This window comes from Microvirga sp. P4_A5, assembly GCF_056402495.1.
Genome location: NZ_JBFUHH010000043.1, coordinates 1 through 24949, shown reverse-complemented (window position 1 = coordinate 24949; position 24949 = coordinate 1). Strand labels below are relative to the sequence as shown.

Annotated in this window: 21 protein-coding genes and 1 tRNA gene; 9 read left to right on the top strand and 13 right to left on the bottom strand. The window is 62.6% G+C overall.

From position 1 onward, the window contains the following. Positions 1-129: 129 nt before the first annotated feature. The gene (locus AC1DVM_RS12930) at positions 130-1242 is read right to left on the bottom strand and encodes an NADH:flavin oxidoreductase/NADH oxidase (protein ID WP_477254839.1); all 1113 of its coding nucleotides are present in this window, start codon (positions 1240-1242) and stop codon (positions 130-132) included. 123 nt (positions 1243-1365) lie between these two features. On the opposite strand from AC1DVM_RS12930, the gene AC1DVM_RS12925 reads away from it, so the two are divergent. From AC1DVM_RS12925 to AC1DVM_RS12915, 3 genes are read left to right on the top strand one after another with little or no spacing between them, the layout of a single operon-like run. Then, positions 1366-2403 carry an Ldh family oxidoreductase gene (locus AC1DVM_RS12925; protein WP_477254838.1) on the top strand — a complete coding sequence of 346 codons (1038 nt, stop codon included), beginning with the start codon at positions 1366-1368 and terminating at the stop codon, positions 2401-2403. Then, complete coding sequence (locus AC1DVM_RS12920) at positions 2400-3794, top strand: FAD-binding oxidoreductase (protein ID WP_477254837.1); 1395 nt, start codon at positions 2400-2402, stop codon at positions 3792-3794. Before AC1DVM_RS12925 ends, AC1DVM_RS12920 begins: the two co-directional genes overlap by 4 nt. A gap of 19 nt (positions 3795-3813) precedes the next feature. Then, positions 3814-4572 carry an SDR family NAD(P)-dependent oxidoreductase gene (locus tag AC1DVM_RS12915; RefSeq protein WP_477254836.1) on the top strand — a complete coding sequence of 253 codons (759 nt, stop codon included), beginning with the start codon at positions 3814-3816 and terminating at the stop codon, positions 4570-4572. Between the two features lie 212 nt (positions 4573-4784). Here AC1DVM_RS12915 and AC1DVM_RS12910 read toward each other — a convergent pair whose 3' ends face one another. After that, entirely contained in the window at positions 4785-6167 is a 1383-nt protein-coding gene (locus tag AC1DVM_RS12910; protein WP_477254835.1) for an aminotransferase, read from the bottom strand. Positions 6168-6294: 127 nt separating this feature from the next. Here AC1DVM_RS12910 and AC1DVM_RS12905 point away from each other — a divergent pair, with 127 nt between their 5' ends. The 3 genes from AC1DVM_RS12905 (at position 6295) to AC1DVM_RS12895 (ending at position 9378) form a co-directional block, all read left to right on the top strand. Continuing rightward, positions 6295-6774 (top strand): Lrp/AsnC family transcriptional regulator, encoded by a 480-nt coding sequence (locus AC1DVM_RS12905; protein WP_477254834.1) that lies wholly within the window; start codon positions 6295-6297, stop codon positions 6772-6774. Positions 6775-6936: 162 nt separating this feature from the next. Next, positions 6937-8376, top strand: a complete 1440-nt coding sequence (locus AC1DVM_RS12900) for an amidohydrolase (protein ID WP_477254833.1) — start codon at positions 6937-6939, stop codon at positions 8374-8376. Between the two features lie 153 nt (positions 8377-8529). Continuing rightward, positions 8530-9378, top strand: coding sequence for a transporter substrate-binding domain-containing protein (locus AC1DVM_RS12895; RefSeq protein WP_477254832.1), 849 nt, complete (start codon positions 8530-8532; stop codon positions 9376-9378). Between the two features lie 311 nt (positions 9379-9689). Here the strand turns inward: AC1DVM_RS12895 and AC1DVM_RS12890 are convergent. Continuing rightward, a tRNA-Arg gene (locus AC1DVM_RS12890) sits at positions 9690-9766 on the bottom strand. Between the two features lie 949 nt (positions 9767-10715). Here AC1DVM_RS12890 and AC1DVM_RS12885 point away from each other — a divergent pair. Next, complete coding sequence (locus tag AC1DVM_RS12885) at positions 10716-12113, top strand: M48 family metalloprotease (RefSeq protein ID WP_477254831.1); 1398 nt, start codon at positions 10716-10718, stop codon at positions 12111-12113. Positions 12114-12149: 36 nt separating this feature from the next. Here the strand turns inward: AC1DVM_RS12885 and AC1DVM_RS12880 are convergent, their stop codons facing one another. From AC1DVM_RS12880 to AC1DVM_RS12855, 6 genes are all read right to left on the bottom strand, one after another. Further along, entirely contained in the window at positions 12150-13022 is an 873-nt protein-coding gene (locus AC1DVM_RS12880) for an RNA polymerase factor sigma-32 (protein ID WP_477254830.1), read from the bottom strand. A 164-nt stretch (positions 13023-13186) separates the two neighbouring features. Beyond that, entirely contained in the window at positions 13187-13771 is a 585-nt protein-coding gene (locus AC1DVM_RS12875; protein WP_477254829.1) for a CarD family transcriptional regulator, read from the bottom strand. Positions 13772-14112: 341 nt separating this feature from the next. After that, positions 14113-14451 (bottom strand): ferredoxin FdxA, encoded by a 339-nt coding sequence (gene fdxA, locus AC1DVM_RS12870; RefSeq protein ID WP_477254828.1) that lies wholly within the window; start codon positions 14449-14451, stop codon positions 14113-14115. Positions 14452-14519: 68 nt separating this feature from the next. After that, positions 14520-14822, bottom strand: coding sequence for an RNA-binding S4 domain-containing protein (locus AC1DVM_RS12865; protein WP_477254827.1), 303 nt, complete (start codon positions 14820-14822; stop codon positions 14520-14522). Between the two features lie 12 nt (positions 14823-14834). Continuing rightward, complete coding sequence (locus tag AC1DVM_RS12860) at positions 14835-18050, bottom strand: helicase-related protein (RefSeq protein ID WP_477254826.1); 3216 nt, start codon at positions 18048-18050, stop codon at positions 14835-14837. A gap of 132 nt (positions 18051-18182) precedes the next feature. Then, positions 18183-19001 (bottom strand): DUF3108 domain-containing protein, encoded by an 819-nt coding sequence (locus AC1DVM_RS12855; protein ID WP_477254825.1) that lies wholly within the window; start codon positions 18999-19001, stop codon positions 18183-18185. Positions 19002-19251: 250 nt separating this feature from the next. Between AC1DVM_RS12855 and rpmB the strand changes: the two genes are divergently transcribed. Both rpmB and AC1DVM_RS12845 read left to right on the top strand, forming a co-directional pair. Beyond that, positions 19252-19542 (top strand): 50S ribosomal protein L28, encoded by a 291-nt coding sequence (rpmB, locus tag AC1DVM_RS12850; protein WP_477254824.1) that lies wholly within the window; start codon positions 19252-19254, stop codon positions 19540-19542. A gap of 79 nt (positions 19543-19621) precedes the next feature. Further along, positions 19622-20254: a queuosine precursor transporter gene (locus AC1DVM_RS12845; RefSeq protein WP_477254823.1), complete on the top strand. Its 633-nt coding sequence runs from the start codon at positions 19622-19624 to the stop codon at positions 20252-20254. Between the two features lie 13 nt (positions 20255-20267). Here AC1DVM_RS12845 and AC1DVM_RS12840 read toward each other — a convergent pair whose 3' ends face one another. The 4 genes from AC1DVM_RS12840 to AC1DVM_RS12825 all read right to left on the bottom strand — a co-directional run bounded on the left by AC1DVM_RS12840 (position 20268) and on the right by AC1DVM_RS12825 (position 24921). Continuing rightward, the gene (locus tag AC1DVM_RS12840; RefSeq protein WP_477254822.1) at positions 20268-21287 is read right to left on the bottom strand and encodes an esterase-like activity of phytase family protein; all 1020 of its coding nucleotides are present in this window, start codon (positions 21285-21287) and stop codon (positions 20268-20270) included. After that, positions 21284-23179, bottom strand: a complete 1896-nt coding sequence (gene cobT, locus AC1DVM_RS12835; protein WP_477254821.1) for a cobaltochelatase subunit CobT — start codon at positions 23177-23179, stop codon at positions 21284-21286. The genes AC1DVM_RS12840 and cobT overlap by 4 nt, the downstream gene beginning before the upstream one ends. 8 nt (positions 23180-23187) lie before the next feature. Continuing rightward, positions 23188-24174, bottom strand: a complete 987-nt coding sequence (cobS, locus tag AC1DVM_RS12830) for a cobaltochelatase subunit CobS (RefSeq protein ID WP_477254820.1) — start codon at positions 24172-24174, stop codon at positions 23188-23190. A 117-nt stretch (positions 24175-24291) separates the two neighbouring features. After that, positions 24292-24921 carry a J domain-containing protein gene (locus tag AC1DVM_RS12825; RefSeq protein WP_477254849.1) on the bottom strand — a complete coding sequence of 210 codons (630 nt, stop codon included), beginning with the start codon at positions 24919-24921 and terminating at the stop codon, positions 24292-24294. Between the last annotated feature and the right edge of the window lie 28 nt (positions 24922-24949).

The window sequence follows — 24949 nt, the reverse complement described above, 5'->3', positions numbered from 1 at the left end:
CGTCTTAAGCCCTGCGACGGACTTTCGGTAATTGCCCGGCAGCACCTCAACCTCTGGCAAATCGTCCCAGCTTGCATGATAGGGCATAGACACTCTCGTGGTTGATAGAACGTACCCGAATGAAGTTCGCTATCGTTTACGCATCACGTTGAACGCCGCACTGTTTCTCATGGACGGATGCGCGCGATCGTATTGCGGTGGAAAGTAGGTTTCCGCGCCGAGTTCGGTGGCGGCCTGCCAGGCCCAATGGGGATTGAACAGGAGGGCCCGTGCGAGCGCGATCAAATCGGCGTCTCCGCGGACGAGGACGTCTTCGGCTTCCGCCGCTTTGTTGATCAAACCCACGGCCATGGTGGGGATGTCGATTTCTCTTTTGATCAGGCTGGCGAAAGGAACCTGATAAAGGGGACCCACAGGGATGGCCTGCTCGGGCGCGGTCCCGCCACTCGAGGCACAAATGTAATCGCATCCGCGCTGCTTCAACGCTGCGCAGAACGTCAAAGTATCCTCCACGCTCCAGCCGCCTTCGACCCAATCCGTGGCGGAGACCCGCACTCCGACAATTTTGTCAGCCGGGAAGGCGTCGCGCACGGCGCTGAATATCTCCAGAGGAAAGCGCATCCGGTTTTCCAGCGATCCGCCATACGCATCCGTCCGCTTGTTGACGATCGGCGAGAGAAAATTATGGAGAAGGTAGCCATGGGCGGCGTGGATTTCGATGAGGTCGAATCCGGCATCGCGCGATCGACGGGCCGCATTGGCGAAAGTCTGGCGAAGATCCGCAATTGTCTGGCGGTCGGCTTCGATGGGGATCGCGCGACCGGGATAGGCCTCGGCCGATGGACCAACCAAATTCCAACCGCCGGCAGCGGGGGCCACCGGCCTCTGGCCTTCCCATGACGTGCCAACCGAACCCTTTCGTCCTGAATGACCAAGCTGAATGCCGAGCTTCGCGTTTCCATGGGTACGGCAGAATTCCAACACGCGCCTGAAGGCCGTAGCCTGCTCGTCTGACCAGATCCCTAGGCAACCGCGGCTGACCCGGCCGATCGGTTCGACCGCGACGGCCTCGGTGATCAAGAGCCCGACCCCTGCCACGGCGAATTGCCCCAGATGCATCAGGTGAAAATCCCCGGCCACACCCTCGATCGCCGAATGCATCCCCATCGGCGAGACCACGATCCGGTTGGGAACGGTCAATGCGCCGATCGAATAGGGCGAGAAAAGAAGCGGAGATGGCACAAAAAGGCTCCCTACCGTTGGCAGCGCGACTGAGCGCCCGGCGGGAAGGCTAAGCAATCTGTTGACAGTTGACAACCGTTCTTTAAGTTAAATCCGCCAAACCACGGAAATCTCGGGGGTCGCGTGTCATCGATCAAAGCGTCTGAATTGACCACCTGGACGAGCTTGATCCTGCAGAAGGCCGGCGTCAGTTCGGCTGATTCAGAGCTTGCTGCCAAGAACCTCATCCAGAGCGACCTTCGTGGGATCGGTACGCATGGCGTGGCACGACTTGGCCCCTATATGGCAATGCTCCTGGCCGGCCATATGAATCCGCGTGGACAAATCCAGATTTCAGACCACGGCCCGTTGCTGAAAATCGACGGTAACGGAGCTCTCGGGCAAATCGCCGGGCCCCGCGCGCTCGATGCCCTGTGCAAGGTCGCAAAGACACACGGTGCGGCTGTCGGAGCCATCCGCAACGTCGGCCATCTCGGCGCCTTGGGTGTCCTTCTCCTTCCAGCGGCCGAGCAGGGGCTCATCGCGTTTATCGCCCAAAATGGCCCGCCCGCCATGGCGCTTCCCGGCTCCCATCAAGCAGCGATCGGCAACAATCCTCTGGCCTTCGTTGCGCCTGCGGGAGAGGGCGAAGTGCCGCTCGTGGTCGATCTCGCAACGAGCGCAGTTGCGCAGGGAAAAATTATCGAGGCTGCCCGGTCGGGGAAACCCATTCCCGAAGGATGGGCCATCGGTCCCGACGGCCAGCCGACCACCGACGCCGCAGCAGCTCTGCGCGGCTTCCTCATGCCGGCGAGCGAGCACAAGGGTATCGGCCTTGCCTTCATGGTCGAGGTTCTGGCTGGCGCTCTCACGGGGACGCGTCCCGTCAAATCCTCCACGCCATCGGGACCGGCCTTGCCGCCGGCTTTCGGCGCATTCGTCCTGGTGCTCGATCCCGATGCGCTTGGATCCAGAGACGCGTTCGACGCGTATCTGGAAGAGTCGATCGCGATCTATAGGAAATCTGGACCGGATGCCCGGTATCCGGGTGAAGGTTCCGCCGCCATCGAGCGTGAGCGGGTCGAAAACGGCATCGTTCTGAGCGATGCCCTCGTCTCCGATCTGCAAACCCTTGGCGAGAAGCACGGCATTCCTTTTCCGCACATGAGCGCCGTCCGATGAGTTTCGCATCCTCGGACGAACGGGAAGCGGCGTTCGCGCTGATCGCTCAGCGATTTGGTGATCGCTTGTCGCGGGCTCTGATCGTGCGGGAGCAACATGCGAATTCCGTCACCTGGCTCTCAGCCGAACCGCCGGAGGCTGTATTCGCTGCAAAGACGACAGACGAAGTTGTCGAGATCGTTCGCATTTGCGCCGCCCATCGGGTGCCCCTCATCCCATTTGGCACAGGCACATCAGTGGAGGGCCAGGTCAACGCACCGATGGGCGGACTGTGCCTCTCATTGCGGGACATGGACGCCGTCCTGGAGATCAACGCCGAAGACTTCGACGCCACCGTCGAGGCTGGCGTGACCCGGGAAAAGCTGAACGCACATTTGCGCGATCTCGGTCTCTTCTTTCCGATCGATCCGGGTGCGGACGCCTCTCTGGCAGGAATGGCCTCCACCCGCGCGTCGGGAACGAACGCGGTTCGATACGGCACGATGCGTGAAAACGTCATTTCGCTTAAAGTGGTTCTTCCGGACGGATCGGTTTCCGTCACCGCCAAACGCGCTCGCAAGTCGTCGGCCGGGTACGACATGACCCACCTCTTCGTGGGTGCTGAAGGAACGCTCGGAGTCATCACGGAAGTCACCGTGAAGCTGCACGGGATCCCGGAATCCGTCACCGGCGGCTATTGCGCTTTCCCAAACGTCGAAAGTGCCTGTGCGACCGTCATCGAAACATTGCAGTCGGGCATCCCGATTGCTCGGGTGGAATTGCTCGACGCTTCTCAGGTAGCGGCGAGCAACACTTATTCGAAACTCGCCTTGCCTTTGGCACCCCACCTGTTTTTTGAGTTCCATGGCACGACCGCGAGTGTCGAGGAGCAAATGCGACTGTTCCTTGCGCTCGCAGGTGAGAATGGTGGTCATTCCTTTGCGTGGGCGGCCAGCGCCGAAGAGCGCAATCGCCTGTGGAAAGCCCGGCATGAAGCCTTCTGGGCGGCTGTGGCGACGCGTCCGAATTCGTTCGGTGTGTCGACCGACATCTGTGTGCCGCTCTCGCGGTTGGCCGAGTGCGTTGCCGAAACCCGCGCCGACATGGACCAGTCTGGCATTCCTGGAACGATCCTCGGCCATGTGGGAGACGGCAATTTCCACGCAGTTCCCTTGATCGACCCGCGCGAGCCCGCCGAGGTTGAGCGCATGGAGTTGTTTCTCGACCGCCTCGCGGCGCGGGCCCATCGCGTCGGCGGCACCTGCACCGGCGAACATGGCATTGGCCAGGGTCGACGGCGCTACATGGTGGCGGAATTCGGCGCGCCCCTGGTGGCCGCCATGGCGGGCATCAAACGAGCGTTGGACCCTCTGGGGATCATGAATCCCGGAAAAGTCCTGCCCGAAATCTGAGATTGCAGATCGGAAAACCATGGACCTCGAACTCGATCGAAAAGTCGCCCTTGTGACAGGCGCCAGCATTGGGGTTGGACGCACGATCGCGTCGATCCTTTCCGATGAAGGATGTCGTCTCGCCATTCTTGCGCGGCGGACCCGATTGCTTGAGGAACTGGCTGACGAAATCGTCGCGCGCGGCCGCGACCGGCCCCTTGTTCTCACCTGCGACGTGACACATGGGGGCACCGCCGAAGCGGTGCGGGACCACGTCATCTCGCATTTTGGTCGTCTCGATATCCTGGTGAACAACGCCGGCGGATCCCGTCCGCTGACGGGGCTCGGAACGACGGCGGAATGGAGCGAGGCCATGGAGCTCAATTTCGTTGCCGGCCGCAACCTCGCCCATGCCTTCATCCCACAGATGCAGGCGCAGCTTTTCGGGCGGATCATCAACATTACGGGAAGCGAAGAGCCCTCCGCTCTCAATGCCGGAATTCCTCCCAACGGCGCCGTTCATATTTGGGCCAAGGCCCTATCCCGAATGGTGGGAATGCACGGCATTACGGTGAACTGCATTCCTCCGGGGCGCATTCACTCGGAGCAGGTGGACCAGCGCCTGCTGCCGACGGACATGGCCCAGCGCGAATGGGTCGAGCAGAACTGCCCCGCTGGCTATATCGGAGAGCCGGAGGACCTCGCGGTGCTCGTGGCTTTTCTCGCATCACCCAAGGCACGCTACATCAGCGGACAGGTCGTGCATGTTGATGGAGGCGCGCGTCGCGCGTCCTCATAGTCCCCGGGAGATGATTTGCTAGTGTTCGAGTTAGCTGCCGCCATGTTGAGGCTTTCGCTCATTTGCCGAAAAGCCTCCTACCGCTCCATATCCTTCACAACAGGTTTGAGTGTCTCCATGCATTCACGGTGTCGCGGCGATGTCTCGCCGTGGGCCGCCTCAAAGCAAACGAGGACCGTGACCGATCCGGGCATAAAGGCCATAGGCGCGGATCACCGCATTCGTGGCATGACCGCTTCTATGGCGCCGCAAGTTGCATCCACGATGATGTCGGCCTCCTCCCGCGTCAAACAAAGAGGCGGGGCAAATCCAAGGATATCGCCTTGCGGCATGGCACGGGCAATCACACCGCGCTCCGCCAATGCCGTAGCGACCTGGATGCCAATCGCCCGCGACGGGTCGAAAAATCGTCGGTCGTTCTTATCGTCGACGAATTCGACCGCGGCCATCAATCCTGCGCCGCGGACTTCCCCCACATTCGGATGATCTGACGCCGCCTCGATCAGCCGTTCGCGAAAATACGATCCGACGCTCGCCGCATTCTCCACGAGGTTCATTTCGTCAATCAAGTTTAGGTTGGCAACTCCGGCAGCAGCGCAGATGGGATGGGCGGAATACGTCCACCCATGGCCGATGGCCCCCAGCCTGTCCGAACCTTGGACGAGCACCTGCCAGATCCTTTCGGAAACGACGGTCCCGGAAAGCGGCGCATATGCCGAGGTTAGCCCCTTCGCGATCGTGATCAGATCGGGCGACATTCCATAGTAATCGGAGCCGAACATTGTCCCCAGGCGGCCAAATCCGGTTATAACTTCATCCGCGACGAGAAGGATGTCGTGCTTGGTGAGCACCGCTTGGATTTTCTCCCAGTATCCCGCCGGTGGCGGAACGATCCCGCCGGTGCCCAGCAGTGGTTCGCCGATGAATGCGGCAATGGTGTCCGGACCCTCAGCCAGAACCAACTCCTCCAGTCGGTCGGCGCAGTACTGCGAGAATTGCTCCTCGCTCTGCGACCGATCCGCCCGGCGAAAATAGTATGGAGCTTCTGTGTGCAATACCGGGGGACGCGGCAGGTCGAAGGCGTTGTGGAACAGCGCGAGGCCAGTAAGACTGCCCGTCATGACACCCGAGCCATGATAGCCGCGCCAGCGGGAGATGATCTTCTTCTTGTCGGGTCGCCCGAGGATGTTGTTGTAGTACCAGATTAACTTGATGTTGGTCTCGTTGGCGTCGGATCCGGAAAGGCCGAAATAGACGCGGCTCATTCCCTTGGGCGCCCGTTCCACGATCATCCGCGCCAGGGTGATGGACGCTTCGGTGCCATGCCCCGCATAGGCATGATAATAGGCAAGCTTTTTCGCCTGCTCGGCAATGGCATCGGCGATTTCCCGGCGACCATACCCTACGTTGACACAATACAAGCCCGCGAAGGCGTCCAGACTGCGCCTCCCTTCGGTGTCGACGATATAGACACCCTCCCCTCCACAGATCACCCGGGATTTGCTTTCGCCCCGCGCGTGGTTGCCCATATGTGTCGACGGATGAAAGAAGTGATCGCGATCCCACGCATTGATTTGGTTGTCGATTTCGAACATGTCGGAGCCTGCGGTTGAAGCGTTGCCTCCCGCCACCCTAGCTTCTATCCCAGGGCGATGGCGTCGAAGTCGCCGCCATGCAAGAGTAATTACGGCGCGGAATGGCCCTTTGAAGCAGGAGTTCTGCATGGTTGCCCTCGACAACATTGACGTGCTTCTCCTCTCCGCCGTCCAGCGAAACAACCGGATGACGACCGATCAACTCGGACAGCTCGTCGGATTGTCGTCTACGGCCTGCCAAAGGAGGCTCAAACGGCTCCGGGCCGAAGGCGTGATCGAGGGGGATGTCTCGATCGTTTCTCCTAAAGCGGTGGGGCGGCCCATATCCATGCTCGTGCTCGTCTCTCTTGAAAGAGAGCGCGCCGACATAATCGACCGCTTCAAGCGCGCCATCCGTTCGACAGCCGAAATCATGATCGGGCTCTATGTCACTGGTGAAGCCGATTTCGCGCTCCTCGTGACGGCCAGAGACATGCAGGATTACGAAGAATTCACCCGGCGCTTCTTCTACGAAAATCCCGACATCAAAGGGTTTAAGACCATGGTGGTAATGGATCGGGTCAAGTCGAGCTTCGTACTCCCGATCGCCGTCGCCGAAGAGAAATAGGGCGACGGAAGCGCACCGCATAAATCCTGCGCCGATTGCATAGCAGACGATGAATTTCGCCACGCGTTTGATCGATTTCGCGGCCGCGCGTCGGCAACCTCTGTTATCATATCGGCGAGGGCGTCGGGCCAACGCCCCGGGGGAACATTACCGGAGTAGGCAATGGAGAATGAGTCTGTGTCGGCTTACGTCGACAGGAAAAGCAATGCCTACTGCGATCTCAGCGATCGCATCTGGGCCATGCCGGAGCTAAATTTCGAGGAATTCGCTTCCTCTTCCGAGCACGCGCGCATGCTCGTCTCCGAAGGTTTCAGTCTTCGGAGATCGGTTGCCGGAATGCCGACCGCCGTAAGCGGCGAGGCCGGTGAAGCCGGCCCTTTGATCGCATTTCTCGGCGAGTACGACGCCTTGCCCTGCTTGAGCCAGATCGCCGGTGTGAGCGCTCCGCAGCCGGTCGTCGAAGGCGGCAACGGCCATGGCTGCGGCCACAACCTGCTCGGCGCGGCCTCTCTCCTCGCGGCTGCATCGCTGAAGGATTGGCTGCGACAGAACCGACTCCCGGGCCGTGTGCGATATATCGGCTGCCCCGCGGAAGAAGGCGGGTCATCCAAGAGTTTCATGGTAAGAGGCGGGGTATTCGACGATGTCGATCTCGCCCTTTGCTGGCATCCGGGACCGTTCACCGGCGTGACCACGCCCCTGTCGCTTGCCTGTGTCGAGGCTGAATTTACCTTCGACGGCAAAGCCGCTCACGCGTCGGCCGCTCCTCATCTCGGCCGCAGCGGCCTTGACGCGGTCGAGCTGATGAGTGTCGGCGTGAACTATCTGCGCGAGCATATGCCTCCCGGCGCGCGGATCCATTACGCGGTCACCGAGACGGGCGGCATGGCGCCCAATGTCGTGCAGGCACAGGCACGCGTGCGCCACCTCGTCCGCGCCCTGTCCCTTGACGAGATGTGGTCCCTGTTCGCGCGCGTGATCGATATCGCGCGCGGCGCCGCTCTGATGACGGGCACGACGATGTCGTGGCGCCAGGTCGCGGGAGAAGCGAATCTCGTGGGCAATTCCGTGCTCGAACAGATGATGGACCAAACACTGCGGCAACTCGGCGGCCCAGGGTTCGACGAATCGGACCATGCCTATGCGCGTTCGATCCAAGGGACGCTTGACCCGGCAGACATTCGCGCTGCGCGCAAGAACTTCAATCTCGACCCAGAATCGCTCGAAGCATTGACCGAGGAGATCTATCCCCTTGGATCGGGATCGCCACATGCTATCGGCTCCACCGATGTCGGGACCGTGAGCTGGATCGCGCCGACCGTCCAATGCCGCGTTGCGACTTGCGCTGTCGGAACACCGGCTCATTCCTGGCAAATGGTGGCACAGGGACAGGCGCCAGCCGCCCATAAAGGAATGATCCTCGCGGCAAAAGCTATGGCGGAGGTGGCCGCATCCCTTCTGACAGATCCCGAAAAGATGGAAAATGCCCGCGACGAACACGCACGATTTCGCGCCCGGAATGAGTTTAAGAACCCGATTGGCGATGACGTCGAACTTACGCTTCCCATTGCGCCGCAAGGTGCGCTGGAGCGGCCCTCGTAGTGGCCGCTTCGCTATCTTTTCGCGGCGCGGCCGAGAATTCAAAGACCCGCCATCCCGCTTGAGCCGTCATCTGTCCCATACCGGTCGCCAGAGCCGGACATCGTCCAAGTCGATCCCGCATTTCGAAAACGCAGCAATCCGAAAGGTCATGTTATGAAACGAGAGCTTTTTCTAACACTCAGTCTCGCCATCGGCATCTGGAGTGGAGGCCCGGCATGGGCCGAGATCCCGGCAACTGTTCGAATTGCAACAGACGGTGAATCCCCGCCTTACAGCATTTCGAAGCCAGACGGTTCGGTGGAAGGCTTCGAGGTCGAGTATGCCAAGGTCCTTTGTGAAAAGATGAACCTGAAGTGCACGGTGGAAGTGCAAGATTTCAGTGGGATGCTCCCTGCCCTGAATGCTGGAAAGTTCGATGTGATCATGGCCAGCATGTCGATCACGAAAAAACGTGAGGAGATTATCGACTTTTCCATTCCGTACGGCGGCACCGGCAATGTCTTCGCCACGGTAAAGGGAAGCCCTCTCGAGGCAATGCCCGGAAGAAATGGTTCACTAACCCTGACAAGCGCCACTGCCCCAGCCGCGATCGAGGAGRTGCGCAAACTCCTCAAAGGCAAGGTTATTGGTGTCCAAACCGCTTCCGTCTCGGCGGAATTCGCAAAAAGCTATCTGAAGGACGTCGCCGAGATCCGCGAGTACCAGAAGAGCGAGGAGATCAACCTCGATTTGCTTGCAGGACGCGTCGATGCTCAGATCAACGGAAGGAGCTTCCTTCACAATTCAGCCAAGGCGTCCGGTTTCGAGAAGATCGTCCTCATCGGTCCAGTGCTCGACGGCGGCGTATTCGGCGGTGGCGTGGGATTCGGCTTCCGCAAAACTAATACCGACCTCAAGGCAAAGTTCGATGCCGCCATCAAAGCATCGGCGACGGACGGCTCGCTCAAAGCTTTGTCCATCAAATGGTTCGGCTTCGACGTGACTCCTTCCAGCCTTCGCTGATTTGTCCACCATTCCCGCGTCTCCCGACGAGTTCCAGGAGACGCGGGCCTTGCAAAGCTTAGAGTGCTGGCGAGGAAACGGTCGCAGCTTTACAAAGGGCTTCTTCGATCGCGTATCGGCCACCGGTTGATCGAGGTTAGAGCTGGGAACGACCGGCGTCGGGCGGCACACATCTGCAAGCCTACCCATCATGTCGCATCGGACGTGACCGCGGCGGTCACTGGCCCTCCTGCCTTTCGGCTCGTTTTCGGACCTTGCAAAACGCAAGCAACCCGGGGCTCCGAACCGCCCTCTCCACCCCTCAAAAACACTGGCGATCCCGGGAAGACTCGAACTTCCGACCTACGGTTTAGGAAACCGCCGCTCTGTCCAGCTGAGCTACGGGACCGCACGCCGGGATGATTAGCATAATTCGCGATCTCGTAAACCGGTGCTAGGGTCCCTGTTGCGAGGTTGGAAACGAGGTTGCGGCAAGGGTGAGGTTGCATTTGATCGCGGCGGGGAGATGGGTACGAGCGGCAGCCGCAGGTTGGCTCCTTCTGTGCCTCCCCTTTCCCCTCCGGGCGGACACGTCCCGACCGGGCGCCACGCCCGCGAGATCTCCATCGCCGTGCGACTATCAATCGGTCACCGACAGGATGTCGAGCATCGCAACCGATGGCGAGATTGCCCTTGCGGAGGGGGGCGCCGCCAGGCTCGCGGGGATCCGCTTTCCCGACGACGGCCCATTTCGCCAGCAGGCAGTGGCATGGTTGGCCTCGTTCGTCGGGGAGCAGGTGTCAGTCCTGGGATCGGATCGGCGAGATCGGTGGGGCCGGCGTCTTGTCCGTGTGCAGCGCGAGGGCCCCACTGGGTCGGTCGATCTCGGACGCGGACTCGTCGAATCCGGACTTGCCATCGTCGATCCGCAGAGGGTCGATCGGTCGCCGATGACTTTCTCGCCAGCGAGGCGGGAGCCCGCCAGCGAAGCCTTGGTGTCTGGGCAGATGCTGGCTATAAGCCTATCGGCACCCATCAGGCGGATCGTCTCAAGGACAGGATCGGCACCTTCGTGATTGTCGAAGGGCGGGTTCGAAACGTCGGCGAACGTGCGCAATGGACATATTTGAACTTCGGAGGGCGATGGGCAGAGGATTTTACGGTCATCATTCCCAAGAGAATATGGAAGCGGATGACGGATCGCGGCGGGGATGCCGCGGCGTTCAGGGGGCGACCGGTCAGGGTCCGAGGCATTTTGGAGGCTTGGCAAGGCGCGTCCGTTACCGTTGAGATACCGGAGATGATCGAGTTTTTGCCACGCTAAAGCGAGTATGGACCAAACAGGTTTGAAAATCGGGATGAGATTCGCGGCCTTGCTGGCGGCGGCGTCGCTGGCGGCCTGCGCGGCGTTCGATGGATCGGCGCAGCTTCCCGCCGACGCCCCGCGAGTCGTCGGCGCAGAAAAAGGCCGCAATCGCGACCATGAGCGCCTCGTGGCGGCCTTTGGCGGTGAGGCGCGCGCCCCTCAGGCGCAGCGCCTCCTGTCCGATATCAGCAAGCGGCTGATCGAGGCCGGCGACAGGCCCGACGAGTCCTTCCAGATTACCATCCTCAATTCCCCGGCCGTCAACGCCTTCGCGCTTCCGAACGGCAGGCTTTACGTTACGCGTGGACTCCTGGCGCTTGGCAACGACACCTCGGAAATCGCCGCCGTACTGTCCCACGAAATTGCCCATGTGACCCTTCGGCATGCGTCCCAACGGAGCGAGCTGCAGGCCCGCTCGACGTTGATCAAGCGCGTCACCGAGGACGTGCTGAACGACGCCAAGGAAGCGGCGATGATGCAGAACCAGTCGCGGTCGACGCTGGCGAGCTTCTCCCGGTCTCAGGAGTTCGAAGCCGATCAGGCCGGCGTCAAGGTTCTGGCGCGGGCCGGGTTCGATCCTTACGGCGCTCCGCGGTTCCTGGTGGCGCTCGGTCGTTCGGCCAGCGGGTCGGATGGCAGCGCCGACATGATGGCGAGCCACCCCAGCACCCGCGAGCGAATCAATCTGGCGCTCCAGGCCGCCCGGCGCGCCAGCGCCCCTGGCGTGGGCGAGGCCGGGCGCCTGGACTACCTGAGTGCGATCGAAGGGCTCGCATATGGGGACGACCCTGCCGACGGGGTCGTGCGAGGCCGTCGCTTCATCCATTCGCGCCTCGGGGTCGCGTTCGAGGCACCGGAGGGCTTTACGCTCGAGAATACGTCGCAGGCGGTACTGGGCGCCTCAGCGGACGGATCGCGCAGGCTGCTCTTCGATGCCGCCGATACCCCCAACGGGCAGAGCCTTGAAGAGGTTCTGCGCTCAACCTGGAACGACACGATCGAGCCGGGGAGCCTGCGAACGGAAACCATCAACGACCTACCCGTCGCCACCGCTCTGTCGGTTGGCAAGGAATGGTCGTTCAGGCTTTCGGCGATCCGCATCGGCAACACGACGTTCCGCCTCATCATGGCAGTGCGATCAGGCGCGGGCGACCTCGACGGGATTTTCCAGCGCACGCTGGCGACGGTCCGGCAGGTTCAGCCACAGGAAGCGCGGGACATCCGGCCGCTCCGCCTCGAAATGGTGACGGCCCGGGAGGGCGATACATCGCAAAGCCTCGCGGCGCGGATGGCTGTCGATCACCCTCTGGAGCGCTTCCTGCTCATTAATGGCCTGGACCGAAACCAACAGCTCAAGGTCGGCGAGCGCTACAAGATCGCCGTCGAATAGAGCGGAGGATCAGGTCCCGACGCGGTCCCGGAAGCCTCACACGAAAGCTCCGCTGGCCTGGGGATTCTTTTCGAGCAAAGCGCGTTTGAGTTTCTCTAGCGCCCGGTTCTCGATCTGGCGCACCCGTTCCTTCGAAATGCCCAGACGGGTGCCAAGGAATTCCAGAGTCACCTGTTCCTCTTCGAGCCGCCGGGCACGCAGGATACGCAATTCCCGCTCGTTCAGCACTTCGAGCGCCTTCTGCAGCCACAGGACCCTGCGTTCTGTGTCGATCACGTTCCCCACACTCTCATCGGGCAAGGGACCGCCATCGACGAGGAATTCGACCCGTTCGGCCGAGTTGGAGGAATCCGCATCCATCACCGGAGCGTTGAGCGAGGTATCGGGCGCCGACAGGCGCGCATCCATAAGCGCCACATCGGCCCGGGAGACGCCGATGGCCTGGGCGATCTTCTCATGGACCTCGTAAGCGATGCGTTCCTCGCCCCCCCGGGTCAGCTTGGCGCGCAGGCGACGCAAGTTGAAGAAAAGGGATTTTTGGGCCGAACTGGTTCCGCCCCGAACGATTGACCAGTTCCGCAGGATGTAGTCCTGCACGGAAGCCCTGATCCACCAGGTGGCGTAGGTCGAGAACCGCACCTCGCGTTCGGGATCGAAGCGGGCGGCAGCTTCCAAAAGCCCGACATGGCCTTCCTGGACCAGATCCGCCATCGGCAGACCATAATGGCGGAAACGGGCAGCGAGCGCGATGACCAGCCGCATATGGGCGGCCGTGAGTTGATGAAGAGCCGATTCGTCGCCGTTGTCTTTCCAGCGCACTGCCAGCAATCGCTCCTCTTCCCGCTCGAGGAATGGAGCATTCATTGCGGCACGGACAAACTTGCGACGAACCCCTGAGATTTCTCCCATCGCGTCCTCCCTTGGCTTCCTCTCAACGGCGAACGCGGAAAAAGGTTCAGGCAGAACAGCGAAGTTCGCGGAGATAGGCGGAATAGCCAGGAAGGCAAGCATCGGGCCAAAAAAAAGCCCGGCTCAGGCCGGGCTTTCTTGAATGTCGATCTCTGAGGCGTCGATCAGGCGGCTTCTTCCTGAACGTCCTCGGCTTCCGCTTCGGCATCGACTTCGCCCTTGCCCGCGCGTCGCGGCGACTTGGCGAGGCTCTGCTCGATGAGCTTCAGGGATTCTGTATCGGTGATCTTGTTCACGGCCGAGATCTCGCGAACGACGCGGTCGAGCGCGGATTCATAGAGCTGGCGCTCGCTGTAGGACTGTTCCGGCTGAGCGTCCGAACGATAGAGGTCGCGCACCACCTCGGTGACGGCGATCAGATCGCCAGAATTGATTTTGGCCTCATATTCCTGCGCGCGGCGGGACCACATGGTGCGCTTCACGCGCGCCCGGCCGGTCAGAACGTCCAGCGCCTTTTCGATCAGGGCCGGCTCGGCAAGCTTGCGCATTCCCACGCTGGCGGCCTTCGCAGTCGGGACTCGCAGGACCATCTTGTCCTTGTCGAACGAGACGACGAACAGTTCCAGCTTGAAACCCGCGATCTCCTGCTCTTCGACATTGGTGATACGGCCGACGCCGTGAGCGGGATAGACAATTGCTTCGCCGGTTTTAAAACCCAGGCGCTGGGCGGACTTCTTGGCGGTCGTCATGCGAGAGAGGCCTCCTTGCACTTCCTCGCCGGAGCGAGGATGGTCTCGTTCAACCGGAGGGGTCCGGGAGAACGATCATGATGATTGCGGATGATCGGCTTCCGCTGATATGCCTGATCGAGCCGGTAACTGGAAAACGCCCACACCTTAAGACCGGCAGCCGAAACTGCCTAAGGACAACGGTCGCGCATTTGGTTTCATTCTAGGAACCGTCTGTCTGCGGAATTCACGCACGTCGGGCACGAGCGACGGCATTGACGAACCCTATCACAGGTTGGCCCAAAAAGCAAAAATAATTCAACAATAGCGTAAAGATGCGCCCAATCGGCTCAAGCTTCCGATCAGTCACCTTCGCCCGGTTCGGCCGAGAAATAGTTTTCGAACTTGTTTGCCACGCCGTCGAATTCTTTGGCGTCCGGCGGGGCGTCTTTCTTCTGCGTGATGTTCGGCCAACTCCGGGCCAGGTCGGCATTAATCTTCAGCCATTGCTCGAGACCGGGCTCGGAATCGGTCTTGATGGCCTCGGCGGGGCATTCCGGCTCGCAGACGCCGCAATCGATGCATTCGTCCGGGTGAATGACGAGCATGTTCTCGCCCTCGTAGAAACAATCGACCGGACAGACCTCAACGCAGTCCATGTACTTGCACTTGATGCAGTTTTCCGTGACGACGTAGGTCATGGCGGTCCTTCGCGGGCGATTCTGGCGGGCGTTAGGGCAGTCTGCGACGAGCGGCGGCCGTCGCCGCTCTAGCTGCTGTCGGAGCCCGTGACAAGCGTCGCATCGTCGCTGTCGAGGTCAACGTACAGCTGCCTTGCTTCCACTGCAGGGCCCCGACGCACGCCGAGGTCGACCACGCGCACCACCAGGGTGCCGCGTTCAAGCGCAACCGTGACCACGTCGCCGAGCGCGAGCGGCTTTGCAGGATCCGTGCTGCGCTGGCCGTTGATGCGGACGTAGCCGCTGGCTGCGAGCTTCGCGGCCGATGTCCGCGACTTCGAGAAACGAGCGAACCACAGCCACTTGTCGAGCCGCTGTCTGTCCGCGCGCATCAGGCCGGCAGCCTATTTGTTTCCGTCTTCGAGCTGGGCTTTCAGGGCCAGCAGCTTTGCGAAGGGCGAATCCGGATCGGGCAGCTTTTCGCGCCGTTCTGGCGGATTGTCGCGACGGTTCTCGAAGCGCTTCTCCGGACGGGGATTGCGACGATCGTCGGGCCTGCCAAGGCCGCGCGGCGGGCGACCCTGCGGACGCGGTCCCTCCCCCTGGGCTTCCCGACGCTCTGGACGGTTGTCCGGACGTCGGTCCCTGCGAGGAGGACGATCCCCCGCCGGGCGCTCCCCGGGTGTCGCATCTCCGGGACGGGCGGGGGCTTTGGTCTCGCCCTGCCGGGGGCGTCGATCGCCCCTGTTGTCGGGACGGCCGCGGCCCGCCCGTGCCTGCCCGCCTTCATGGCGGCGATGCTGACGCCAGATTTCAATGAGCACAGGCTCGGCGGCGTCTGCGGGCTGCTCTGCATTGAGATCGCCCGGGCCGGGCTCAGTCACGACACGTTCCCCGTCCGAAAGCTCCTGGGGAGTCTCGGCTGGCAGGGTCGCGTCGGCAGTCTCCGGCGTCACGGCAGCCACTTCGGGGACGACCGGGGCCTCGACAATGGTCTCGATTTCCGCGGGTGCCGCCTCGCCAACGACGGCCTCTCCAACGGCAGCCTCGGGGGAAGCCTCCGCCGGGGTCGCCGCCTCGGTGGAGGCTTCATCGGCGGATGGGCTTGCCACCGGCTGCTCGATCGCCTTGGGGGGCGACACCAGCGGCACCGTGATGGCAGGCCCCGGCCGGCGCTCGACCGCGTAGCCAAGCGATTTCAGGATGGTGGCGAAATCCTCGCCGGCGCAGCCGACCAGGGACGTCATCGCCACGGTGGCGACGAAACCGTCACCATCCGCCGTGCCCGCGGGCGGTTCGCCCGGGGTCAGGCCGGGACGGTAGGAAATGGCCGGGCGGATGAGATCCGCGAGCCTTTCGAGGATATCGACCCGGACCGCACGGCCGCCGCAGACACGGAACCCGGCGGCGCGATAGAGCCCGGCTGCGATTTCGGTGTCGACTGGAATCGAAGTCCGGCCGGATTGCGCCAGATGGGCGATCTCATCGATGCCCTTCTGGTCGAGCCCGCCATTCTGTAACGCCCAGAGCTGCGCCGCCAGAATGCGAGGGGCGGGCTTTAACAGGGCCGGCAGATAGAGATGATAGGCGCCGAAGCGGATGCCGGCCTTGCGCAGCGCGCCGCGGGCATCCTGGTCGAGCGACCGGACGTCGTTGAGCACCTTGGAGCGTTCCAGAACGCCGAGCGATTCGACGACCTGAAACGCGATTCCGCGGGCAATGCCCGTCAGTTCCTGCGAGGTCTCGAGCTCCAGCAATGGGCCCAGCAGCCGCACGATATAGGCCCGGAGCCAGGCACGCAGGCGCGTTTCGACCTTTTCGCGGGCACCGGTATCGAGATGCTCGTCGGACAGGATCCTGACCCGCGGATCGAAGAGCCGGTCGCCGGGCTCCATCCGGGCCACGGGATCGCCCATCCAGCGCACGGTTCCGTCGTTCGACAGCACGAGCGTGGTGTCGGGCGCCTCGGCGAACCTGTCGGCGCGGGCGCCGATCTCCCCTGCCAGCGCCTTGCCGGCCGCATTGCGCAGGGTTTTGGCCTCGGCCGTGTCCGCTTGGGGATCCGGCACGAAATGGAAGCCGTGCAGATGGCCGATATGTTGACCCTCGACGGTAACGTCGCCGGAGGTCGTGATTTCCGCTTCGAGCATCGTTTTCTCTCTCAAGCGCCGCATGAGAACGCTCGTGCGCTTGTCGACAAAGCGCTGGGCGAGACGTTCATGGAGCGCGTCCGATAGCTTGTCCTCTACCTGACGCGCAACACCCTGCCAATGCTCAGGATCACGCAACCAGTCCGGACGGTTGGCGACGAAGGACCAGGTGCGGACCTGGGAAATGCGGTTGGAGAGGGTGTCGATATCTCCATCCGTCCGGTCCATGGCGTTGATATGCCGGGAGAACCAGTCCGGCGGCACCGCCCCGCCCTTCATCAGAAATCGATAGATCTGGCCGACTAGGTCCGCATGGATCTGGGGCGAAACTTTCCTGTAATCCGGCACCTGGCAAACCTGCCAGAGCCGTTCGACAGCGGCCCGCGAGCTGGCGAAATCCACGATGTCGTGTTCGCGCGCCAGGAGTTCGAGAGCCGCCAGGTCCTCGCCCATCGGCGCCCGTACCAGACCAGCTTCCCGGGGATGCTCGGCAAGGCTTTGCCGCAACCGCGCAAGGGTCGAGAACTCGAGATCCGGGTTCCGCCATTGGAGAATGCGCACCGGATCGAAGACGTGATTCTCCAGGGCCTCCACGGTGGGTGCGTCGAATGGGGGGCAGCGGCCGGTGGTGCCGAAGGTTCCGTCGCGCATGTGCCGGCCGGCGCGGCCGGCGATCTGCGCGAGTTCCGCGTTGTGGAGCCGTCGAAAGCGGAACCCGTCGAATTTCTTGTCCGCCGCGAACGCCACATGGTCGACGTCGAGATTGAGTCCCATGCCGACCGCATCGGTCGCCACCAGATAATCCACGTCACCGGACTGATAGAGCTCGACCTGGGCATTGCGGGTCCGGGGGGAGAGGGCTCCCAGGACCACTGCCGCGCCGCCACTCTGGCGGCGGATGAGCTCGGCGATGGAGTAGACCTCCTCGGCCGAGAACGCCACGATGGCGGTGCGGCGGGGAAGGCGCGACACCTTTTTCTCGCCCGCGAAGGTAAGCTGCGAGAGGCGCGGCCTTGTCACCACATGGACGCCAGGGACCAGCGCCTCGATGAGCGGGCGCATGGTGTTCGACCCGATCAGCAGGGTCTCGTCCCGCCCGCGCTGATTGAGCAGGCGGTCGGTGAAGACGTGTCCGCGGTCGAAATCACTCGCCAGTTGCACCTCGTCGACCGCGACGAAGGACAGATCGAGATCGCGCGGCATCGCCTCGATGGTTGATACCCAGTAGCGCGCCTTGTCAGGCTTGATTTTCTCCTCACCGGTGACGAGTGCAACGTTGTGCTCGCCGACCCGCTCCACCACCCGCTGATAGACCTCCCGGGCGAGCAGGCGCAGGGGCAACCCGATCATGCCGCTCTCGTGGCCGAGCATGCGCTCGATGGCCAGATGCGTCTTGCCGGTATTGGTGGGCCCGAGGACGGCCGTGACGCCGCGCGCGCGCAATTGCGGAAGAAGGGAACGTCGGGCCATACCTAGTCGCGCGAATCCCGGGTGCGGGGAAAAAGGCTGCGGTCGACACATGTCGGCCGGATGCACATGGTCCGGCCATGGGCCAGCATCGAGACCGCTATATGGTGTGGCAATCCCGCCCGCCAATGGCGGCTAATCGAGACTGATGGGGATGACCTTCGCGTCGCCCTCAAGCGACCATCGGGAAGCCTCCACCACGCTGGTGCCCACCATGGTCCTCACCGATATCTTGACCGGGACCAGCACCCGCTGAGCCTCCAGGGGCACCAGCCAGACCGACATGTCCTTKTTCTCCTGCATGAATTTGGTGCTGGGCCGGAGAGCGCGATGGCCGGAGATCGGAACATACCGTGCTTTGCACACGAGTACCGGGCCCTTATACCCAGGCTTGTCCACAGCTTGGGTGGTGTCGTAGCTCAGCACCACGTCGAACCGCGCAGCGCCATCGAAGATCGGGATGGTGCGGTTGCAATTGGCCGTATCCATCAGCTTTCCGGACCCGATCGCGGGCATCAGCAGGGCGCTGACGGGATCGATCACGCCTTTCTTGTCCTCGTCCTTGACCGGCACCCGATCGGCTTTCTCGTCGATGGGAGGTGAGATTTCCACAGCCGCGACGTTTCCAGCCGTCAGCCCCATGCGAACGGTTCGCTGATCGCTGGAGGAACGGGAGGTCACGGCGAAGGCGGCGGGTTGGGGCTTTGTCCCCGAGATGGCGCCCGAGGCCGTGGCGGCGCCCTTGCCGCCCGTCAGCATCTTGGCGAGGCCGGAAAGCTTCACCGCCGCCTGCATCTTGTATTTGGGTCCGTCGAAGGTCGACGACAGATCCGCCGTCCCGAGGGAAAGGCCCGCCAGCGATATGTCGTAATCCACCCGCAAGGTCTGGGCCTCGACGCGGAAGCCGGCCCCGGTCAGGGCCAGGGCGATGAGGGCGGAGGCGAAAACGCGCATGAAAGCTTCCCGGCGAATCAACGATAGAGGCGGATGAAAAACCCCCATGGCATGCAATTCAGTATAAATCGTGACCGCCGGATTGCAAAAAATCCGGCCCTCCGGTCGGGCTATTCTTGACGCGGCACCCGGTTTCGGCCTATAGGCTCGCACCTTCCAAGGACTTCTGGTGTCCGGCGGCGCGGGATCTGCGAAGCAAACCCGTTGCTTATGACGCTGTGACGCCATTTTTGACGATAGGATCGAACCCATGTCGCGCCGTTGCGAACTGACCGGCAAGGCCGTGCTGAGTGGCCATCTCGTGAGCCACTCGAACCGCAAGACCAAGCGGAAGTTCCTGCCGAACCTCTGCAACGTCACGCTGCTCTCCGACACGCTGAAGCGTTCGGTGCGCCTGCGTATCTCCGCCAACGCGCTTCGCTCGGTCGAGCATCGCGGCGGTCTGGACGCGTTCCTCGCCAAGGCGAAGGGCGACGAGCTTTCGCAGAACGCCCGCACGATCAAGCGCGAAATCGAGAAGAAGCTCGCTGCTGCGAGCTGATCTTTCGAACACGACATATTGCAGGCGGGTGGCTTAGAGGCCGCCCGTTTTGCGTTTCTGACCAAGCTTGGGGGGAACGATGAGCGCACCGACCCGGACCGATCGACGTGATTTTGGGATTGCGCTCGCGGCCATGACCTTGGTGGTCCTGACGTCCAACATCGCCGTCCAGTATCCCTTCACGCACCTCGGCCTCGGCGATTATCTCACCTGGGGCGCCTTCACCTATCCGTTCTCGTTTCTGATCACCGACCTGTCGAACCGGCGTTTCGGCTCGGCGGGCGCCCGCCGGGTGGTCTATGCAGGCTTCGTCCTCGCGGTAGCCCTGTCCGTCGCTTTGGCCACGCCCCGGATCGCCATTGCGTCCGGCGCCGCCTTCCTGGTGGCCCAGCTCCTCGACATCGGCATCTTCGCAGAATTGCGCAACCGCGCCTGGTGGCTGCCACCCTTCGTCTCGTCGGTGATCTCGTCCGCACTCGATACCGCGCTGTTCTTCTCGGTGGCGTTCTATTGCGGCCCGGTTCCCGGCATCGGCCTGACGGTTTCGGACCTTCTTGGCACGGTGGGGATCGCCGATTCCTGCATGGCGCTGCCCTGGACGAACCTCGCCATGGCCGATTACGCGGTCAAGCTCGCGCTCGCCGCCCTGTCAATCGCGCCCTATGGGGCGATCCTCATGCTGATGAGACGGCCCGCGGCCCAGCGGGCCTGAACCGCTCTCCCGCTCAGCCGGCCAAAGCGAATTCCAGCAGCAGGGTCCGCTGGATACCGTTGAAATTATCGTCGGACACCATGGTCAGCACCACGTCGGGTCCTTCCCGGTGAACGGCGAGCCCCTCCATGTTGTCGATCTGCTGGGACGGGTCGCTTTCGAAGATCAATGCCCCCTCGATCCGGCGGCCGGGCCGGATTTCGGCAGCCGGAATGCGGCGCAGACGGGTGGCGAACCCGGCGAATATGGAAAACCGCCGCTCAAGGAGCAGCAATTCGCCGCTGGGGAGGAACGCCATGTCCGAAATGTCGAACCCGTCCGAGCGCGCCACCTCGAATTCCCCGCGCGACGCGCCCGTCAGAACGAACCCTCGCGTTGCGGCATTAAGGCCCGGCACACGCTCGGCAACGGCGAGCAGCGATCCCGCCAGGGGCGATCCCGGCGGCGCCACGGCCAGCGCCTCGAGGCCGGCATTCCCGGCCAACCCGCTGAAATCGAACGGTACCTCGATCGGCGTCCCCTGCGAGAAGGTTTGGCCGTTCCACGCGAAGCGAACGACGCCGTGATTGCGCTCGACGCCCACGAAGGCTGTGCGCCCCGCAATGGCAAGGCTTTCGGTGTCGTAGAACCGGGTTGTCCGGAGGCGCTTTCCGTTGGCCAGCGTCAGCGGCGTCAGCACTGACCCGGTCAATCCCGTCAGGTGGCCCTCGGCTGTTTCGACCCGGGCGCGCAGCCATTGCGCGTTGTCAGCCAGCGCGACCAGCTCACGGCCGTCTTTTGAGCGCCAAAGCGACGAGAAGCCGCCGAACTCCTTGGCGGGGGAGCGCAGATCGAGGCCGGATCGAAACGCGAGATCGCCGAAGCGCACACGGTCGGGATCCGCGACCGAGAACCGGCTGATTGGCTTTGCCTCGACCGCGATGGGCGTCGCCGCGTTGAAAACCTGTGGGCGCTTGGCGAGCGCCTGCCCGGCCGCGGTTGCCGCTGCGAGAGCGCCGCCGCCGAGGAGAAACGATCGGCGGCTCAGTCTCAAGCGAATGCTCTGCGGCGAACGCCGCCGCGCGTGGATGCGGGAGCCTTTTCGTCGAACAATTCGGCGAGCTTCTCGGTCATGACGCCGCCGAGTTCCTCTGCGTCCACGATGGTGACGGCGCGGCGGTAATAGCGCGTCACGTCGTGGCCGATGCCGATGGCGATCAGTTCGACGGGCGAACGGGTTTCGATCTCGTCGATCACGTAGCGCAGGTGGCGTTCGAGATAATTGCCGGGATTCACCGAAAGCGTCGAATCGTCCACCGGCGCGCCATCGGAAATCACCATCATGATCCGGCGCTGCTCGGGACGGGCCAGCAATCTCTTGTGCGCCCAGTCGAGCGCTTCCCCGTCGATGTTCTCCTTCAGGAGGCCCTCGCGCATCATCAGCCCGAGATTCTTGCGGGCACGCCGCCACGGCGCATCGGCCGACTTGTAGATGATGTGGCGCAGGTCGTTGAGACGGCCGGGATTGGCGGGCTTCCCGCCTTGCAGCCACGATTCCCGCGCCTGTCCCCCCTTCCACGCCTTCGTGGTGAAGCCAAGGATCTCGACCTTCACGCCGCAGCGTTCGAGCGTCCGCGCGAGAATATCCGCGCAGGTCGCCGCCACCGTGATCGGGCGCCCGCGCATGGAGCCCGAATTGTCGAGCAGCAAGGTCACGACCGTGTCGCGGAAATTGGTATCCTGCTCATGCTTGAAGGTGAGCGGCTGGAACGGGTCCATCACCACGCGGGGGAGCCGCGCGGGATCGAGCGTTCCCTCTTCGAGGTCGAACTCCCAGGCGCGGTTTTGCTGCGCGAGCAGGCGGCGCTGCAGGCGGTTCGCCAGACGCCCGACAACGCCCTGGAGATGGGCGAGCTGCTTGTCGAGATAGGCGCGCAAGCGCGTCAGCTCATCGGAATCGCACAGATCCTCGGCGAAGATAACCTCGTCGAACTTGGTGCTGAAAGCCTTGTAGTCGGGGCCCCGATGCTCGTTGGACCGCGACGGCGGGCGCATCGACTCGGCGGCGTTCTCGGAATCGGATTCATCCGCCTCGTCGGGCATTTCGCCGGAAGGGCCATCGGAATCTTCGCTCGCGCCCTCCTCCATGTCGTCGCTGGCATCCTCGCTGACATCCATCTCGGCGCGGTCGCCTTGGGATTCCTGCTCGGATTCGCCCTCGCCCTGCTGCTCTTCCTGGTCGCTGTCGCTGTCTTCGTCGTTTTCCTCCTCGTCGGAATCGAGCGAGGATTCGTCCGCCATATCGAGGGACGACAGAAGTTCGCGTATGCCGCGTGCGAAATCACGCTGGTTTTCGATGTTTTTCAGGAGGGAATCGAGGTCTTCACCCGCCCGTTCCTCGATGAAATCGCGCCACAAATCGACGATCTTCGCCGCTGCCTTTGGTGGCTTGGCGCCGGTCAGGCGCTCGCGCACCATCAGCGCCACCGCATCCTCGATGGGCGCGTCGGCGCGATCGGTGACATCCTCGTATTTGCCCCCGCGATGATAGCGGTCATCCAGCATCGCGGTGATGTTGGAGGCAACGCCCGCCATACGGCGCGACCCGATGGATTCCACCCGCGCCTGCTCGACGGCATCGAAGACGGCGCGTGCGGCCTGACCTTCGGGTGCCAGCTTGCGGTGCAGGCCATCGTCGTGACAGGCAAGGCGAAGGGCCATGGAATCGGCGTTTCCACGCAGGATCGCCACATCCTGCGTCGTCAATCGCCGCGGCGGTTCGGGCAGGCGGATCTTCTCGCCCATGAAGGCGGGACGATCGGACGCGAAGGTCACCTCGAGGTCGGGCTTTCGCGCCAACGCCTTGATGCAGCCGGCAATGGAGCGCTTCAGCGGCTCCGCCGGCGCTTCCTTCTTCTCACCCGGCTTGCGGTTCGAGATGGACATTTCAACCTTTACGAAAGAGCGATGTTGACCGAACTTTCAGGCAATTCCTTGCCGAAGGAGCGCTGATAGAACTCGGCCACGAGCGCCCGCTCCAACTCGTCGCATTTATTGAGGAACGTGACGCGGAAGGCGAAGCCGGTCTCACCGAAAATCTCGGCGTTTTCCGCCCACGTGATGACCGTGCGCGGGCTCATCACCGTCGACAGATCGCCGTTCATGAACGCGCTGCGGGTCAGATCCGCGACGCGCACCATCTTGTTCACGATGTCGCGGCCTTCGGGATCCTCCTGATAATGCTTCGCCTTCGACAGGACGATGTCGACTTCCTTATCGTGCGGCAGATAGTTCAGGGTCGTGACGATGGACCAGCGGTCCATCTGGCCCTGATTGATCTGCTGCGTGCCGTGATAGAGGCCCGAGGTGTCGCCGAGGCCAACGGTATTGGCGGTCGAGAACAGGCGGAACGCCGGATGGGGCCGGATGACGCGCTTCTGATCGAGAAGCGTCAGCTTGCCGGACTGCTCCAGCACGCGCTGAATGACGAACATCACGTCCGGACGGCCGGCATCGTATTCGTCGAACACGAGCGCGATGTTGTTCTGCAGAGCCCATGGCAGGATGCCGTCCTGGAAGGCCGTCACCTGCTTGCCGTCCTGAAGCACGATGGCGTCCTTGCCCACGAGATCGATGCGGGAGACATGGCTGTCGAGGTTCACACGCACGCAAGGCCAGTTGAGACGCGCCGCGACCTGCTCGATATGGGTCGATTTGCCGGTTCCGTGATAGCCAGTGATCATCACGCGCCGGTTGYGCGCAAAACCCGCCAGGATAGCGAGGGTCGTCTCCCGATCGAACAGGTAATCCGGGTCGAGATCGGGCACATGCTCGTCGCCATTGGAGAAKGCCGGAACGTCCAGATCCGAGTCGATGCCGAAAACTTGACGCACGGACACCTTCATGTCGGGCAAAAGGGTCGCGGTTTCGGTACTTGCCATAAGGGGCCTCTCGGTCGGTTTTGTCAGGTTTTCACAAGCGCTGCGGGTGTCTTAACAATCTCACCTTACGGGCGCAAACGCGTTCGACACATTCGTGGGCTGTGTCATGCGGCTTTTTCAGGCCATTCCGGCTGATTTCAGCACGTCGTGGGCCTTGATGATGTCACGCAGGCGATCCTCGAAAGACCGGTCGCCGCCATTGGCGTCCGGATGGAACCGTTTCACCAGGGTCTTGTACTGGGCCTTGATGGCGGGCCCGTCGGCCGTTTCATCGAGGCCGAGAACATCGAGCGCGCGCCGCGCCGCGCCGGTGTAGCGGGGCTGCTTCGGCTCGGGGTTGACCCGGCGACGGCGGCCTTGCGTGAAGTCCTGCCCGTTGAGAACACCCAACGGATCGCTATAGGCCCATTCCCGCGCTTTCGGGGCGTCTCCCGCCTCTGCCGGCTTCGTGCCGGGATTCATGCCCATCGCCCAGGTCGGCCGGTGGCCGATGACCGCGTCTTTCTGGTAGGCCTGCACGGCATTGTCAGACATGCCCGCGAAGTAATTGTACGACGCGTTGTATTCCCGGACATGGTTGAGACAGAATTTCCAGTACTTGCCTTCCGCATCCCGACCTTTGGGCGCGCGAAACTCCCCGGGCAGCTTGCATGTCGGATGTTCGCAGACCGGCCCGGCGGCGTCCTGCGGCTCATCGCAGACCGGCTTGATGCGGATACGGTTGAAGAATGGCGAGTTGAGATTCATGATCCGCAGAGTATGAGTGGCTTGGGGC

Coding starts and splice junctions, on each gene's coding strand:
- AC1DVM_RS12885 (WP_477254831.1), top strand. CDS start 10,716: ATGAGATTCGCGGCCTTGCTGGCGGCGGCGTCGCTGGCGGCCTGCGCG.
- AC1DVM_RS12845 (WP_477254823.1), top strand. CDS start 19,622: ATGAGCGCACCGACCCGGACCGATCGACGTGATTTTGGGATTGCGCTC.
- AC1DVM_RS12880 (WP_477254830.1), bottom strand. CDS start 13,022: ATGGGAGAAATCTCAGGGGTTCGTCGCAAGTTTGTCCGTGCCGCAATG.
- AC1DVM_RS12875 (WP_477254829.1), bottom strand. CDS start 13,771: ATGACGACCGCCAAGAAGTCCGCCCAGCGCCTGGGTTTTAAAACCGGC.
- AC1DVM_RS12905 (WP_477254834.1), top strand. CDS start 6,295: ATGGTTGCCCTCGACAACATTGACGTGCTTCTCCTCTCCGCCGTCCAG.
- AC1DVM_RS12860 (WP_477254826.1), bottom strand. CDS start 18,050: ATGGCCCGACGTTCCCTTCTTCCGCAATTGCGCGCGCGCGGCGTCACG.
- AC1DVM_RS12900 (WP_477254833.1), top strand. CDS start 6,937: ATGGAGAATGAGTCTGTGTCGGCTTACGTCGACAGGAAAAGCAATGCC.
- AC1DVM_RS12920 (WP_477254837.1), top strand. CDS start 2,400: ATGAGTTTCGCATCCTCGGACGAACGGGAAGCGGCGTTCGCGCTGATC.
- AC1DVM_RS12910 (WP_477254835.1), bottom strand. CDS start 6,167: ATGTTCGAAATCGACAACCAAATCAATGCGTGGGATCGCGATCACTTC.
- rpmB (WP_477254824.1), top strand. CDS start 19,252: ATGTCGCGCCGTTGCGAACTGACCGGCAAGGCCGTGCTGAGTGGCCAT.
- AC1DVM_RS12915 (WP_477254836.1), top strand. CDS start 3,814: ATGGACCTCGAACTCGATCGAAAAGTCGCCCTTGTGACAGGCGCCAGC.
- AC1DVM_RS12825 (WP_477254849.1), bottom strand. CDS start 24,921: ATGAATCTCAACTCGCCATTCTTCAACCGTATCCGCATCAAGCCGGTC.
- AC1DVM_RS12865 (WP_477254827.1), bottom strand. CDS start 14,822: ATGCGCGCGGACAGACAGCGGCTCGACAAGTGGCTGTGGTTCGCTCGT.
- fdxA (WP_477254828.1), bottom strand. CDS start 14,451: ATGACCTACGTCGTCACGGAAAACTGCATCAAGTGCAAGTACATGGAC.
- cobT (WP_477254821.1), bottom strand. CDS start 23,179: ATGTCCATCTCGAACCGCAAGCCGGGTGAGAAGAAGGAAGCGCCGGCG.